This is a genomic window from Yinghuangia aomiensis, from assembly GCF_039542225.1.
GTDB lineage: Bacteria > Actinomycetota > Actinomycetes > Streptomycetales > Streptomycetaceae > Yinghuangia > Yinghuangia aomiensis.
Genome location: NZ_BAABHS010000024.1, coordinates 65,979 through 80,504 on the forward strand (window position 1 = coordinate 65,979; position 14,526 = coordinate 80,504).

11 protein-coding genes are annotated in these 14,526 nt (G+C 71.9%); 8 read left to right on the plus strand and 3 right to left on the minus strand.

Features of this window, described 5'->3' with window-relative positions:
• Window positions 1–35: 35 nt before the first annotated feature.
• The 3 genes from ABEA93_RS28855 (at window position 36) to ABEA93_RS28865 (ending at window position 3,951) form a co-directional block, all read left to right on the plus strand.
• Window positions 36–977 (plus strand): alpha/beta hydrolase, encoded by a 942-nt coding sequence (locus ABEA93_RS28855; protein WP_345678757.1) that lies wholly within the window; start codon window positions 36–38, stop codon window positions 975–977.
• 52 nt (window positions 978–1,029) lie between these two features.
• On the plus strand, window positions 1,030–3,084 hold the full coding sequence (locus tag ABEA93_RS28860; protein WP_345678758.1) for a CocE/NonD family hydrolase: 2,055 nt from the start codon (window positions 1,030–1,032) through the stop codon (window positions 3,082–3,084).
• A 159-nt stretch (window positions 3,085–3,243) separates the two neighbouring features.
• The gene (locus ABEA93_RS28865; protein WP_345678759.1) at window positions 3,244–3,951 is read left to right on the plus strand and encodes a TetR/AcrR family transcriptional regulator C-terminal domain-containing protein; all 708 of its coding nucleotides are present in this window, start codon (window positions 3,244–3,246) and stop codon (window positions 3,949–3,951) included.
• A 37-nt stretch (window positions 3,952–3,988) separates the two neighbouring features.
• On the opposite strand, the gene ABEA93_RS28870 is transcribed toward ABEA93_RS28865, so the two are convergent.
• Complete coding sequence (locus ABEA93_RS28870) at window positions 3,989–5,761, minus strand: glycoside hydrolase family 3 protein (RefSeq protein WP_345678760.1); 1,773 nt, start codon at window positions 5,759–5,761, stop codon at window positions 3,989–3,991.
• Between the two features lie 241 nt (window positions 5,762–6,002).
• Here ABEA93_RS28870 and ABEA93_RS28875 point away from each other — a divergent pair, with 241 nt between their 5' ends.
• From ABEA93_RS28875 to ABEA93_RS28885, 3 genes are all read left to right on the plus strand, one after another.
• On the plus strand, window positions 6,003–7,373 hold the full coding sequence (locus ABEA93_RS28875) for an MFS transporter (RefSeq protein ID WP_345678761.1): 1,371 nt from the start codon (window positions 6,003–6,005) through the stop codon (window positions 7,371–7,373).
• 140 nt (window positions 7,374–7,513) lie between these two features.
• A complete protein-coding gene (locus tag ABEA93_RS28880) occupies window positions 7,514–8,023 on the plus strand; it encodes a YybH family protein (RefSeq protein WP_345678762.1) in 510 nt (169 codons plus the stop codon).
• A 157-nt stretch (window positions 8,024–8,180) separates the two neighbouring features.
• Entirely contained in the window at window positions 8,181–9,236 is a 1,056-nt protein-coding gene (locus tag ABEA93_RS28885) for an NAD(P)-dependent alcohol dehydrogenase (RefSeq protein ID WP_345678763.1), read from the plus strand.
• Here ABEA93_RS28885 and ABEA93_RS28890 read toward each other — a convergent pair.
• Window positions 9,220–9,642 (minus strand): VOC family protein, encoded by a 423-nt coding sequence (locus ABEA93_RS28890; protein WP_345678764.1) that lies wholly within the window; start codon window positions 9,640–9,642, stop codon window positions 9,220–9,222. The two genes, ABEA93_RS28885 and ABEA93_RS28890, sit on opposite strands and share 17 nt — an antisense overlap.
• Window positions 9,643–9,778: 136 nt before the next feature.
• Between ABEA93_RS28890 and ABEA93_RS28895 the strand changes: the two genes are divergently transcribed.
• Complete coding sequence (locus ABEA93_RS28895) at window positions 9,779–10,003, plus strand: hypothetical protein (protein WP_345678765.1); 225 nt, start codon at window positions 9,779–9,781, stop codon at window positions 10,001–10,003.
• 52 nt (window positions 10,004–10,055) lie between these two features.
• Here the strand turns inward: ABEA93_RS28895 and ABEA93_RS28900 are convergent, their stop codons facing one another.
• Window positions 10,056–12,026, minus strand: coding sequence for a hypothetical protein (locus ABEA93_RS28900; RefSeq protein ID WP_345678766.1), 1,971 nt, complete (start codon window positions 12,024–12,026; stop codon window positions 10,056–10,058).
• Window positions 12,027–12,363: 337 nt separating this feature from the next.
• Between ABEA93_RS28900 and ABEA93_RS28905 the strand changes: the two genes are divergently transcribed.
• Window positions 12,364–14,496, plus strand: a complete 2,133-nt coding sequence (locus tag ABEA93_RS28905; RefSeq protein WP_345678767.1) for an FAD-dependent oxidoreductase — start codon at window positions 12,364–12,366, stop codon at window positions 14,494–14,496.
• Window positions 14,497–14,526: the final 30 nt, after the last annotated feature.

Sequence of the window (14,526 nt, forward strand, 5' to 3'; positions counted from 1 at the left end):
CGCGCCCGATTTCCCCGAGCACGGAGGGCAGAGCCATGCCACTGGACCCACCGATCCGCGCCCTGGTCGACGCGCTCGCCGCGGCCGGAGCGGCCGAACGCGAGGCCGCCGACCTGGACGAACGACGCCGGATGTCGGCCGCGACGATGGTCCTCGCGTCCACCGGACGCGGACCGGGCGTCGTCGCGACCGACCACCGCATCGCCGTCGACGGCGGCGAGATCGCCGTGCGCGTCCTGCGCCCGGCCGACCTGCCCTCCCCCGCTCCGGCGTTCTACTTCGTGCACGGCGGCGGCTGGACCCTGGGCAACCTCGACACCGGCGAGGTCGAGTGCGGCCCGATGGCGGCCCTGGTGCCCTGCGTCGTGGTGTCCGTGGACTACCGGCTCGCACCGGAGCACCCCTTCCCCACCCCGCTGGAGGACTGCGTCGCGGGCTACGCATGGCTGCACGCGAACGCCGCCGAGCTGGGCATCGATCCGGCCCGGGTCGCCGTCGGCGGCGCCAGCGCGGGCGGGAACCTGGCGGCCGCACTCTGTCTGGCGGTGCGCGACCGGGGCCTGCCCGCCCCGTGCCTCCAGCTCCTCGACGTCCCCGCGCTGGACCTGACCCCGATGCCGGTCCCGGACGAGGAACCGTCCGGCGGGCTCACCGCGAGCGAAGTCAACCAATACGCCGCCTGGTACCTCGGCGAGCACGGCGACCCGAAGGACCCCCTGGCGTCGCCGCTGCACGCTGGCGACCTGAGCGGCCTGCCGCCCGCCGTCCTCACCGTCGCCGAGCTGGACGTGCTGTGCGGGCAGGGCGAGCGGTACCTGGCCCGGCTGCACGAAGCGGGCGTGCCCGGCTCCGCCTTCCGGGTGGCCGCGCACGGGCACGGGACCTGGATCATCCCGATCACCGCGACGTTCACCCTCGTCCGCGAGGTGCGCGCGGCGGCGCTGCGCCACGCGTTCGCGGCGACGCTGGTGCCCTGATCCGGGCTCCGCCCCCCGCTTCCCTCCCCGAACCCGCATTCCGGGATCCGGAATGCGCAGCAAGACGCACCACGCAGCCCCTGTCGCGCGGCCCTGGGAGGTCACGGTGCTCCACCAGCTGTTCCGCACTGCCCGTACCGGAAGAACCGGAACGAGACGTCACCCGTCCCGCCCGCTGCGCCGGCGCATCGGCGCCCTCGTGGCCGGCGCGCTCGTCGTGACCACCGCCCTCGTCGGGTCGGGGCCGGCCGCGACCGCGGCGCCCACGGCCGCGAGTCCGGTGGCCTACGGGATCAGCGCGCAGAAGGGTGTGGCCGTCACCATGGCGGACGGCACCGTGCTGCGCGCGGACGTCTACACGCCCGCCCTGCCCGGCACCACCACCGCGGCACCGGGTCCGTTCCCGGTGCTGCTGAACCAGACACCGTACGGGCGCGGCCTCAAGCAGGCCGAGCTGGCGTACTTCGTCCAGCGCGGCTACATCGCGGTCGCCGTGGACGTGCGCGGCACCGGCTCGTCGACCGGCTCGTGGTCGCCGTTCGCGCCGATCGAGGCGCAGGACGGCGCGGCACTGGTGAACTGGGCGGCGGCGCTCCCGTCCGCGGACGGCGGCGTCGGCCTGTACGGCGACTCGTACACCGGCATCAACCAGATCTCCACCGCCGCCGCGGTCGGGCCCACCTCGCACCTCAAGGCCATCTTCCCGGTCGTGGCCGGGAACGACCTGTACCGCGAACTGGTCACCATGGGCGGGCTGCCGAACGCCGAGTTCATGCCCTTCTGGCTGCTCTACACCGGGCTCGGCAACCTGACCAACCCGATCACCGACGCCCTCAACGGCGGCTCGTCGCAGAACATCCTCGACACGCTCTCGCTGGAGCTGCAGCACATCAGCGGCATCGCGACGGCGAACCTGCCGATCCTCAACGGGCTGATGACCGGCGGCGAGCAGTCCTACGACGGCGCCTTCTGGCAGGCGCGCCGCCCGGCCGACCAGCTCGCGAACGTGGTCGCCAACGGCGTGCCGGCGTTCCTGGTCGGCGGCTGGTACGACCTGTTCCAGCGCGGTGCGCTGATGAACTACGCGGGCCTGCAGAACGCGTGGGCGGGCCGCCCGGTCGGCGCGCCGATGGCCGCCGGGCAGCAGGTCACCGACCGCTACCAGCTCCTGATGGGCCCGTGGTACCACGACCCGCGCCAGGACCCCGGATTCGACCTATCGGCCCTGCAACTCCGCTGGTACGACCACTGGTTGAAGGGCATGGACACCGGGATCACCGGCACCACGAACCCGCTGCACGTCAACGAGCTGGGGTCCGGCCGCTGGCTCGACACGCGCAACTACCCGTTCACCGAGACCACCGCGTCGCGCCTGTACTTCGACAAGGGCCGTACCGGCACCGCCGGTTCCTCGGCGAACGACGGGCTGCTCGCACCGACGCCGCCGACCTCCGGCGGTTCCGAGTTCATCACCTGGACGGCGGCGAACAACCCGTGCACGCGGTCGTCGACGCAGTGGTTCGGCGGGTTCCTCCGCAATCCGGCGTGCGACAACTCGAACCTCGCGCGGGAGAGCGGACCCAACGCACTCGTCTACACGACCGTGCCCGTGACCGAGACGACGGTCCTCGCCGGCCCGATCGGCGCGACGTTGTACGCCTCCGCCAACACGAACGAGACGCAGTTCGTCGCGACCGTCACGGACGTCGGCCCCGACGGCTCCTCGGTACCGCTCAGCCAAGGCGCGCTGGTCGGCACGCACCGCGCGGTCGACCCCGCGCGGAGCTGGTACGCCCCGGACGGGTCGCTGCAGATGCCGTACCACCCGTCCACCCAGGCGTCCACGACCCCGGTTCCCGCTTTCCAGACCACCCGCTACGACCTGGAGGTCTTCCCGACGTTCGCGTCGCTCGCCCCCGGCCACCGCATCCGCGTGGTCATCACCACCGCCGACACGCCCCACCTGTCGGCCACCACACCCCAGACGTTCAAGCTCCTCGCGGGCGTCTACCAGCTGAAGTCGGGCCCGGACACCCCGTCGTCGGTCACCGTCCCGCTGGCCCCGGCCGCCGGCTTCGGCACGCCCTGCACGAGCGTCTGCCCGTAGTTCCCGACCAGCCGACGGCCGCCCCGGACACCCGTCCGGGGCGGCCGTTCCGCGTGGCGTAGGCCGTCCACTCGCGCGGCCCGCGAGCCGGAATTCCCGGCCGGGAATTATAGTGGCCGCAGAGGGCGGTGCCGACCGCCCCCGGCAGAGGAGTGGCGCATGCACGACGCGGAGGCCGATCGCGGGTCCGGCGGGGGCTCCGGGGGTGCCCGGCGCGGACGCGGTGGCCGAGCGGGGCTCGATGCGGCCCGAATTCTGGAGGTCGCGCGGACGCTGCCGCCGGAGGAACTGACGATGCAGGCCGTCGCCGACCGGCTCGGGGTGGACCGCAAGGCGCTCAACTACCACGTCTCGGGGCGCGAAGGGCTCCTCGAGCTGGTGGCGGCCAACGCCTTCGAGACGCGGTTCGTCCCGTTCGCGTTCGCGGCGGACGCGAGTTGGGAGGACTGCTGCCGCCGGTTCGCGACCGCGGTGAAGGATTCCCTGGTCGACACCGGGGCGCTCATCGAGTACGTCCGCTTCGACGGCCCGCTGGGCACGCTCACCCTCGGCCCCGCGGACGCGCTGGTCGAGCGCCTGGTCGCGGCCGGGTTCGGCATCGCGGACGCGGGCCGGGCGCTGGACGTCCTGTCGCTCCTGGCGATGGGCTTCGCCCGCGACGTGGTCACGGCGCGGCGGCACGGGCGGCACCCGCAGGGGCCGTACATGGAAGAGGCGCTCGCCCGGCCGGAAGCCGCGGGCTTCCACTCCTTGCGGCGGCTGGTGGCCGAAGGCGTGGAGATCGGCGACGAGGAGACGTTCCGCTTCGGGCTGGAGGCGACGGTGAGCGGCCTCGCGTCGCTGCTGGCCGCGTCGGCGGCCCGGTAGGCACCACGACCGGGCCGCCTACCGGGCCGCCGGTGCCTCAGCCTGCCGACGACCCGCCTTCGGACCCGGCCCGGTACGCCAGCCCGTCACCGAAACGGAACAGCGGGTCCGCGGTGTCGAACGGGACGTCGGAGCGGCTGGCCACGACCGCGGCCATCGACGACGGCAGATCGAACGGCAGCCGCCCCTCGGGACGCGACTCGCCGAAGAGGACCCGGGCGAACGCCTCGTCGGAAGCCCCGAAGTCGACCAGCAGCGCGGCGGCTTCCTCCGCGATACCGGTCAGGACCGCGGGCCGGTCGAGGTACACCGACACGATCGTCGGCACCGTCGCGCACAGCGCCCGGACCCGCTCGACCTCGGCACCCGGGAACTCCAGGGACCCGGCGTGGAAGAACGACTCGATCGTGCCCGGTTCGCCGCGCTCCTCCCACGGCGCGGCGAGCCGCAGGATCGCGACGTCGGCCTCGGCGGGGGACGCGGCCACCGTCGCGCGTCCCGCGAACGCCGCGGCGTCGACGCCCTCCGCGTACACCCGCAGCGCGCCCACGGCGAGCGGCAGGTGGGCGGGGCTGTCGCCCGCGTTCTCCAGCAGGACGTGCGCGGCGCTCTGCGCGGCCAGTCCTTCCGCGCGCGCCTCGGCATCGCCGACCAAGGCGACCGCGGCGTCGGCGTCGACGAACGGGCTCTCGAACAGGCCGAGCCGGAACTTCTCGCGGAGCAGCCGCCGCACCGACGTGTCGATCCGGGCTTCGTCGACGGCGCCGGACCGGACCAGGCCGACCAGCACCTCCACCTGCCATTCCCCGCCGAACTGGTCGACTCCGGCGTCGAGTGCCTTGAGCATGCGCTCTTCGTAGGTGAGGTCTTCGACCCCCCAGCACATGCTCGACAGGATGCCCCAGTCGGTGCAGACGATGCCGTCGTACCCGAGCTTCTCGCGCAGCAGGCCGGTGATGATCTGCTTGTTGAAGCCGAAGCCGACTTCTTCGTATGCGGTGCCGACGGGCATGCCGTAGTAGGGCATGATCTGCGCGACGCCTTCGCCGATGACCGCCTCGAACGGTTCGAGGTGCTGGTCGAAGTTGCCGCCGGGGTAGACCTGTTCGCGGCCGTAGGGGAAGTGCGCGTCTTCGCCGTCCTGCTGCGGGCCGCCGCCGGGGAAGTGCTTGGCCATGGCGGAGACCGCGGGGGTGCCGTCCGGGTCCTCGTCCTGGAGCCCGCGCACGTATGCCGCGGCCAGGCGCGCGGTCAGCCCCGCGTCCTCGCCGAACGTGGTGCTGATACGCGCCCAGCGCGGTTCGGTGGCGAGGTCGATCTGCGGATGCAGGGCGGTGCGGATGCCGACCGCGACGTACTCGCGGCGGATGACCCGGGCCCACCGGTGCACCAGCTCGGCCGAGCCGATCGCGGCGAAGCCGAGGGGCTCGGGCCACTGGGAGAACGGCCCGGACATCAACGCCGCCGCCGGATTGTCCGTGAACGCGTGGCGCGGGTCGCTGGAGATGGAGACCGGGACGCCCGCGCCGCGGCCGAGCGCGTCGCGCTGGACCGCGTTGTACCAGTCGGCGATCTCGCGGGCGCCGGCCGCCCACAGGATGTTGAAGTGCGAGATGCCCCGGTCCAGCAGTTCGCGCATCGACGGGCTGCCGAACAGTCCCGGCTCCTCGGGGGCGGCGATGTTCGCCATCGGCTGGAACATCTGCGCGGCCTTGTCCTCCAGGGACATGCGGGCCAGCAGTTCGTCCACCCGGCGGTCGAGGGTGGCGGACGCCCCCGGGGACGGGGACGAGGACGGGGTGCGGGTCATGTGATCGGGCCTTTCGACGTGCCACGGCGGGGCTTGACAGCTTATTCCCGTGCGGGAACTATTCCCGAGCGGGAACACTAGGTTTGCGCTCGGGTTGCGTCAAGACGTCCCGGATGCCGGACTCGGCAGCCGAGGCGGAGGAGCCCGCAGCGGACGCCGCGTCCCGATTCGGCAGGTACGCCCTGCGCCGCCCCCGGCCGCGCCCCCGCGCGGAACCGTCCTCCCCGATGAGGCCTCCCCCATGTCGCACACCACCGCGCCCGACCCGGCGTCCGCCGCACGGCCCACTCCCCCGGGCCGCGGCGACCTCCCCGGACTCCCCGGACTCCCCGGCAGAACCGCGGCCGAGCCGGGCCGGACCCGCCTCGGTCGCCTCTCCCTGACGTTCACCCTGGGCAACAGCGCGCTGATCATGCTGTGGATCAGCGTCGGATCGTTCCTGATCCCGATGCAGGTCACCGCGATCAAGGGCCACCCCGACCCCGACGCGCTCAAGAACGCCGTCGCGGTCGGCGCCGCCCTCGCCGCCATCGGCAACCCGGTCTTCGGTCAGATATCCGACCGCACCCGCAGCCGCTTCGGCCGCCGTGCCCCGTGGCTCGCCGTCTGCGTCCTGCTCGGCGGCGCCGCGCTCGCGTGGCAGGCCCAGGCGACGTCGATCGCCGCGCTCGCGATCAGCTGGGCGTGCGTGCAGTTCATCCTCAACGGCTTCCAGGCCGCGCTGGCCTCGACGATGCCCGACCGGGTGCCGCCCGCCCGCTACGGCACCATGTCCGCGCTGGTCGGTCTCGCGACGCCGATCGCCATCCTGGCCGCGGCCGTCGTCATCGGCGGCATCGACGGGCACAAGCTCGGCTACGACGGTGTCATCGGCGGATTCGACGGCCGGTTCCAGGGCGAGAAGGGCTACTACCTCGTCATCGGGGTCATCGTCGCGGCGACCGCGCTGTTCCTCTTCCTCACCCCGGACACGTCCAGCAAGGACATGGCCGTCGAGCCGTTCGCGCTCCGGAAGTTCCTCGCGAACTTCTGGGTCGACCCGCGCAAGCACCCCGACTTCGCGATCGCGTTCGTCTCCCGGTTCGGCGTCGTGGCGGGCTACTTCGTGGTCTCCACCTACAACCTGTACATCCTCATGGAGTACGTGAAGGTCGAACCGCGGAACGCCGCCGCCACCATGGGCTTCCTCATGGTCGTCAACGCCGTCGCCATGGTCGCCGCCGCGCTCGTCATCGGCCTCGTGGCCGACAAGGTGGGCCGCGTCAAGCCGTTCGTGCTGGCGTCCGGCATCCTGATGGCGCTGTCGCTGTTCATCCCGCAGATGTCGCCCTCGGTCGACGGGATGACCGTGTTCAACGTCGTCAACGGCGCCGCTTTCGGCATGTACACCGCGGTCGACATGGCGCTCATCACCAAGGTCCTGCCGCGCGGCGAAGACGCGGGCAAGGACCTCGGGATCATCAACATCGCCAACGCCGCCCCGCAGGTCGCCGCACCGTTCATCGCGTCGGCGATCGTCGGCTCGTGGGGCTACGGGGCACTGTTCCCCGTGTGCGCGGGCATTGCGTTGGTGGGATCGGTCCTGGTGGTCGGCGTGCGGTCGGTGCGCTGACGAGCCGGGCACCCGGCCCGTCCGGGTCCCGAAAACCCTTCGGTGGGCTCGACTTCGCCGGGCCGCGATCGCATAATCCATGCTGCTCAGCCGGGGTCCGCCGGGCGGACCCCGGGTCCGCCGAACGACGGAGGTAGCCCGTGTCCACGTCCGAGCCCGGTGCGCCCGAACATCCCGAGCGCGGCTTCACGTTCCTCGGCGGCGAGGTGCGGCGCGGCCGCACGTTCGATCGCGCGGAGGTCGAAGAGGCCCTGCGGAACTACGAGAAGGCGGGCCAGGAGGCGGTCCGCTCCGGCGACTGGAACGCGTGGGCCGACCGCTTCACCGAGGACGCCATCTATGTTGAGCACCACTTCGGGGTGATGCGGGGGCGCGAGGCGATCCGCTCCTGGATCACGTCCACGATGCAGGGCCAGGTCATGGACCTGGTCTTCCCGATCGAATTCGCGCTCATCGACAACGACCTGGTGTTCATCTACGTGCCGAACCGATTCCCGGCGCCGGACGGCGGCCCCGGCTACCAGTTCGTCTCCGCGACGATTCTCGTGTACGCCGGCGACGGCACGTGGTGCTACGAGGAGGACATCTACAACACCGCCGAGTCCTCCCGGGTGATCGCGTCGTTCGCGAAAGCCTTGGGCGGCCGCTGACCACCGCGGGCGAGCGGTTGGTGCCGAGCCGGCTCCGAGACCTGGGACGCGCTCGCCGCCGTCGACCGCGCTTCGGCCGCGGAAATTGCGGCGACCTGCGGCAATGCCCGCTACGGTCGGATGCGTGTAGAGGGCAACGACGGAGGAGGAGAGCGCGATGGGACGCACGATGCGGGCGTACCGCATTCCAGAGTGGCAGCACCCGGCCGAGGTCGTCGAGGTGCCCGTTCCGACACCGGGGCCCGGGCAGGCCGTGGTCAAGGTGTCCGGGTGCGGGCTGTGCCACTCCGACTTCACGATGCTGGACATGCCGGCCGAGACCGGTCGCGCCTGGGGCTGGTCCATGCCGTTCACCCTCGGGCACGAGACCGCGGGCCGGATCGCCGAACTCGGCCCCGGTGTCACCGGATTCGCCCTGGGGGATCCGGTCGCGCTGGTGTCGCCGTCCTCCTGCGGCACCTGCTCCTTCTGCGTGGGCGGCCTGGACGGCAACTGCCCCCACGCCCCCGCCGGACGCGGCTTCGGCCGGGACGGCGGCCTCGCCGAGTACGTCCTGGTCGACGACCCGCGCGCCCTGCTGCCGCTGCACGGGCTCGACCCGCGCACGGCGGGCCCCCTGACCGACGCCGGAGCGACCTCGTACCACGCGGTGCGCCGCGCTCTGCCGCGGATCCGTCCCGGCGGCACCGCCGTCGTCATCGGCGCGGGCGGCCTCGGCGCGTTCGCGGTGCAGTACCTGCACTTGCTCACCGGCGCGCGGGTCGTCGCGGTCGACACCGACGAGGCCCGGCTGAAAGTGGCCCGCGAACTCGGCGCGGACGCCACGCTCGTGGGCACGAGCGACCAGACCTCCGCGGAGATCCGCGCCCTGACCGACGGCTACGGCGCCGACGCGGTACTGGACTTCGTCGGCGTGGACGCCACCATCGCGGCCGGCACCGCCGCGGTCCGCCCCGCCGGCGCCTACGGCTTGATCGGCGCCGCGATGGGCCGCCTGCAGGCGCCCTGGTACGGCGGGCTGCCGCGCGACGGCGAGGTGTTCACCTTCCAGGGCAGCAGCATCGCCGACGTCCGCGAAGTCCTGACGCTCGCCGAGAGCGGGCGCATCCGGAACAACGTCGACGAGTTCCCGTTCGCCGACATCGGGAAGGCGTACCAGGCCCTGCACGACGGCACCCTGCACGGCCGCGCCGTCGTCACGTTCGCGGACTGACCTGGTCGTCCGGTTCGCTGAACAGCGTCAGCTGGAGGGCGCCGGGCGCTTCGAGTCGGGCGTTCAGCGAGCCCCAGGGTGTCCGCGTCGGGGCGGCGACCACCTCCGCCCCGGCCGCCGCCAGGGTCGCCGTCGCGGCCGCGGAGTCGTCGACCCGGAACGCCACCCGGATGTGGCCCGCGACCCGCCGTCCGACCTCGACCTCGTCGATGTACGCGGCGTGCCCGGGGTCGGTCAGCTCCAAGGTGGCGCGGCCCGCGTCGAGGATGGTGACCCGCCCGTCGGGGGACGCGAAGGCGCCACGCTCGGGCAGACCGAGCACGTCCCGGTAGAAGTGCAGGGCGGCGTCGTAGTCGGCGGCGGTGACCACCAAGCGGAGTTCACGAACGGCGGGCGTGTCGGTCACGGCAGCTCCCTGGCGGTTCTCGGACGACGGCGGATCGGCGAACGACACTACGCACTCGGGTGACGCAACCCGGCGCCACCGGAACGGCGGCGCGGCGCAGCGCGGATATACCCCGCGAGGGGTGACCATATGGACCATGACGACCACCTTTGTCCGCATCACCGTGGAGTCGGACGCGGAGGCCACTACGGCGCAGGAAGCCCTCCGCCCGTTCCGGGACGACCTGCCGCCCGTACTCGGCCAGGAGGGCTCCGGCCTCCGCACCGTCGAAGCGGTCTTCGACGGCGACCGCCGCCTGGACCTCGAATCCGCGCTGAAGTCGACCGGCCTGCAGTACGAGCTGATGGCGGACGACGAGTAGGGGACGCCGGTTCAGGACGACCTGGGCCCCGGCCCGCCGCGACCGGAGGCGGTCACGGCACCGATTTCAGGAAGATCGACGGGCCGTCGAACGTGCCCGAGGCGTCGACGCCCTGCCCGCCGGTGAAGTCCTTCTGCTCGTTGCCCGCCCAGTCGGTGATCGGGGTGCCGGACTGGGACAGCGGCCGGTAGCCGGTGCCGTCCCAGGCGAAGCGGTAGATCCGGGTGCGGTCGGCGTAATACGGCTGGTAGGGGCCGTCCTTGGTGGTCTGCTTGGTCATCTCGTTGCGGAAGAAGACGTTGTCGGGGCCGGACGCGCCCGACCATTTCACGGCCTTCTGTCCGGCGGCCCACCAGATCGGGTACCAGTCGGCGTTGTCCGGGTCGGAGCCGCCTTCGTCGCCGCAGTTCGCCCGGCAGCTGTCGGGGCGGTGTCCGGCGGGGACGGCGACCTTGTTGAGTTCGAACAGGTTGTGGCGTTCCCAGCCGCCGTGCAGGTTGAGGTCGGAGTCGAAGCTGTTGCCGATGACGACGTTGCCGGACGCGGACCACTGGAAGGTGAAGTGCCGCAGGTTGCGGGACGTGTTGCCGGCGTACACCGAGTCCCAGACGCGCGATCCGCGGAAGTAGCCGTTGCCGCCCTTCCCCTTGTTCCAGGCGCCGTTCAGGGAATTGTCGAGGATCGACAAGTGCGTCGCCTCCTCGGTGACGATGGGGTGCGAGCCGGTCATCGTCGTCGTGACGCCCTTGACCCACGAGTCGGCCGCCCACTTGAAGACAATGCCGTTCATCGCCGAAGCCGGGTCCATGTTGCCGTAGTTGTGCACCGAGTCGGCGGCGTCGAGCTTGGGCTCCTCCTGGGTGATGGCCAGCGCTTCGATCCCGACGCCGACGACCGGGTCGACCAACGGCGACACCTTGGAGTCGTACTTCTTGTTGTCGATGAGGGCCGAGCCGTCGGAGCCCGAGTCGACCGGCACGTCGTATTCGAGGGGCTTGTCGAGGGTGACGGTCTTGTTCGCCGGGTCGATGGCCGTGACGGTGAAGATCTGCTGCCGCATGTGCAGGTTCTCCATCTGGCCGTCGCCGCCGCCGGCCGGCACCGCGTTCATTTGCTCGTAGAACATGCGGGTGTTCGCCGCCCGCACGTTGACCAGCGTGCCGGGCTTGAGGGTGTCGAGCTTGGCGTCCGCGGCGAGCGGGACGACCGTGTCCCCGGTACGCGCCGCGAATCCTCCGCCGCCGTTCTTCTCCCGCAGCTTGAGGCCCGCCTTCCAGTGCACGTTGACCGTGCCCTCGAACAGGTCCTTGCGGTCGGCCGGGGCGGACGCGTACGCCTTCGCGTAGTCCGGGTGCACGGCCCGGGACTGCACGCGGAATAGCCCGCGGCCGGGCCACAGCCAACCGCCGCTGCCGTCCTGGTAGTCGGTCTTGTCCTGGTCCCAGCGGCTGCCGTCCTTGGTCAGCTTGCCGTAGCGGGTGTTCTCGTCCGGACGGTAGACCAGGCGGGTTCCGGTGGCCGGGTCGGATCCGCTGCCGCGCACGATGAGGTAGTCGGCGTCGAGGTGGATCTCGTGGCTGATGTCGAGTTGCCCGGCGGGGAGTTGGAGCAGGCTCTCCTTGTCGTACGAACCGGTGGGCGAGCACGCGGACTTGATCCGGTCCACGGCCTTCTGGATGCCGTCGGTGTCGTCTTTGCCGTCGTTCGGCGTCACGCCGAACTCGCCCGCGAGCGTCTCCGGAGTGACGCGGCATTGCGCGTCCCCGCGAATCGCACTGTCGCCGGGCAGCGGCGCACCGGACCGGAATCCGGCCTTCGACCAGTCGTACATGCCCGGCAACGGCGCACGGCGGTTGCCCGTGCCGAGGTCGAGTCCGCGGATCGGCGGTCCGGGATCCACCCCCGCGGCGGGCGGCGTCTGCTGCGCCGCGGGCTTGGCCCCCGCCGGGTCCGATCCGTCGTCGCGCCCGACGACGAACCACGCGACGAGCAATCCGGCAAGGACAATTCCGACGGTCGTCACGACCGCCCACTTACGCCGGCCCAGAGCTCAGCCCTCCCGAAGCCTCCGGGTCCCCCGACCCGTTCGCTCCCCACCCGAACCGCCCCATCCGACCACCGCCCGCGCCCGGGGACAACACCGCCCGCGGCCATCCCCGAGAACCGAGGGATTCCCCTCGGCGGCCGGCAAGCACAGCGGGGCGTACTGACCGTCCACCGCGGGTCCTTCATCCGCGCCGGGTCGTAGCTGCCGAGCAGCACTCCCGGACACAGGATTACCGCCGGACGAGTGACGTCCAACCACTCATCCGGGTGACCCCGCTTCCTCCGTGTCGCACGGGCCCGCAGAGTAATCGGCCATGAGCACACAGGACTTCGACACCCGGAACCTCGGCACGAGCAACGCCGACGACGCGCATATGGGTGAGCACGACTTGCCTGCCGAAGACGCGGCCGTCGCGGCCGCGGACACCACGACGTTATCCGGCGGCCGGCGCGTCGTCTCCGATCCTCCGCGGGACCGGGATCACCGGCGGCCGTCGGGCGGCGCGCGGCCGTCCCGGCGGACCGTGGTCACGGCGACCGGCGTGTCGGCGCTCGCGGCCGGGCTCGCCGCCGCGTCCGCCGGGCCCGCGACCGCGCTGAGCCCGGGCACCGCCCCCTCGACCGTGCCCGCCGCCGACCCCGCCGGAACGCCCCCCGGCGTCCCCGCCGAGGCGTACACCGCGGTCGCCCGCGCCATCGTCGTCTACGACGAGCACGACACGTCGCTGGTCCCGGCGTACCTCAAGGCCGTCGAGAACGGCCTGCCGCCCAACCCCGGGAAGGGCACCAAGCGCATCCTGATCGTCGGCGCCGGACCGGCCGGCCTGCTGGCCGCCGACCTGCTCAACCGGGCGGGCCACGACGTCACGGTGATCGAGGCCAACGGCAACCGGGTCGGCGGCCGCATCAAGACGTTCCGCAAGGGCGGCCACGAGAACGGCGAGCAGCCCTTCGCCGACCCGCGGCAGTACGCCGAAGGCGGAGCCATGCGGCTGCCCGACAGCCACCCGCTGCTGATGGCGCTGCTCAAGAAGTTCGACCTCCCGCGCCAGGAGTTCTACCTGGTGGACGTGGACGTCGACGATCCGACGAAGCGGGCCAACCGCGCCTGGATCCACGTCAACGGCCTCCACGTGCGCCGGGCCGACTACGAGAAGAGCCCCGAGAAGGTCAACGACACCTTCGGCATCACCGGCCCCAACCGCACGAAGACCGCTGCGGCGATCCTCGCGGACGCGCTCGAACCCGTGCACCAGCTCATCCGCGGCAAGCAGGGAACGCCGCTCGTGGAAGGATGGGTCGAGGTCCTCAAACGGTACGGCCACTGGTCGATGTACCGGTACCTCACCGAGGCCGCCGGGCTCGACGTCCGGACCGTCGACCTCGTCGGCACCATCCAGAACCTGACCTCGCGCCTGCACCTCTCCTTCCTGCACAGCTTCCTGGGCAGCGCGCTGATCGACCCCAAGACCACGTTCTGGGAGGTCAAGGGCGGCACCGCGCTGCTCGTCGACGCGCTGTACGCGCCCGTGAAGGGGAAGGTGCGTCTCGACCGGCGCGCCGTCCGCATCGAACACGGCGACGGCAAGGTTCGGGTGCACACCGTCTCCGAGGACTGCCAGACCGGGAAGGGCGGCGTCACGGAGGTGTTCGAGGGCGACGAGGCGATCGTCACCGTCCCCTTCTCGGGACTGCGCCACGTGTCCTTCGACCCGCCCCTGGCCTACGGGAAGCGCCGCGCCATCACCGAACTCCACTACGACGCGGCCACCAAGGTGCTGCTGGAGTTCTCCCGGCGCTGGTGGGAGTTCACCGAGGACCAGTGGAAGGAGGCGCTGGACTCGATCGAACCCGGCCTCTACGCCAAGTACCGGTCGGGCCAGGTCAGGGACGGCCGGTACCTCGGCGCGCACCGGTCCGTGAAGGATCTGGGCGTCGCGATCCCCCACGAACTGAAGGACTGCTTCGCGGCGTTCCGGCCCGCGGTCGGCGACGACCCGGAGGCCGCCCGCATCCGCGGCGGCGGTTCGGTGAGCGACAACGCCAACCGGTTCATGTACTTCGAACACGCCAGTCCCATGGCGGGCAGCGACGGCGGGATCCTGCTCGCCTCCTACAGCTGGTCCGACGACGCCTTGAAGTGGGACGCGTACGCCGACGACGAGCGGTACCTGCGCGCGCTGGCCGGTGCGCAGGCCGTGTTCGGCCGCCGCATCGAGGTCTTCCACACCGGCAAGGGCAAGACGCAGTCGTGGATCCGCGACCACTACGCCTACGGCGAGGCGTCCGTGCTCTTCCCCGGCCAGCACACCGAGTTGTTCCCCGACATCCCGACCTCGGAAGGGCCGTTGCACTTCGCGGGCGACCACACGTCCGTCAAGCCAGCCTGGATCGAGGGCGCTCTCGAATCCGCCGTCCGCACCGCGTTGCACGCCCACACGGGCTGACCGGGACGGCGCCCCGACCGCCGTCGGGGC

Coding starts and splice junctions, on each gene's coding strand:
- ABEA93_RS28855 (WP_345678757.1), top strand. CDS start 36: ATGCCACTGGACCCACCGATCCGCGCCCTGGTCGACGCGCTCGCCGCG.
- ABEA93_RS28860 (WP_345678758.1), top strand. CDS start 1,030: ATGCGCAGCAAGACGCACCACGCAGCCCCTGTCGCGCGGCCCTGGGAG.
- ABEA93_RS28865 (WP_345678759.1), top strand. CDS start 3,244: ATGCACGACGCGGAGGCCGATCGCGGGTCCGGCGGGGGCTCCGGGGGT.
- ABEA93_RS28870 (WP_345678760.1), bottom strand. CDS start 5,761: ATGACCCGCACCCCGTCCTCGTCCCCGTCCCCGGGGGCGTCCGCCACC.
- ABEA93_RS28875 (WP_345678761.1), top strand. CDS start 6,003: ATGTCGCACACCACCGCGCCCGACCCGGCGTCCGCCGCACGGCCCACT.
- ABEA93_RS28885 (WP_345678763.1), top strand. CDS start 8,181: ATGGGACGCACGATGCGGGCGTACCGCATTCCAGAGTGGCAGCACCCG.
- ABEA93_RS28895 (WP_345678765.1), top strand. CDS start 9,779: ATGACGACCACCTTTGTCCGCATCACCGTGGAGTCGGACGCGGAGGCC.
- ABEA93_RS28905 (WP_345678767.1), top strand. CDS start 12,364: ATGAGCACACAGGACTTCGACACCCGGAACCTCGGCACGAGCAACGCC.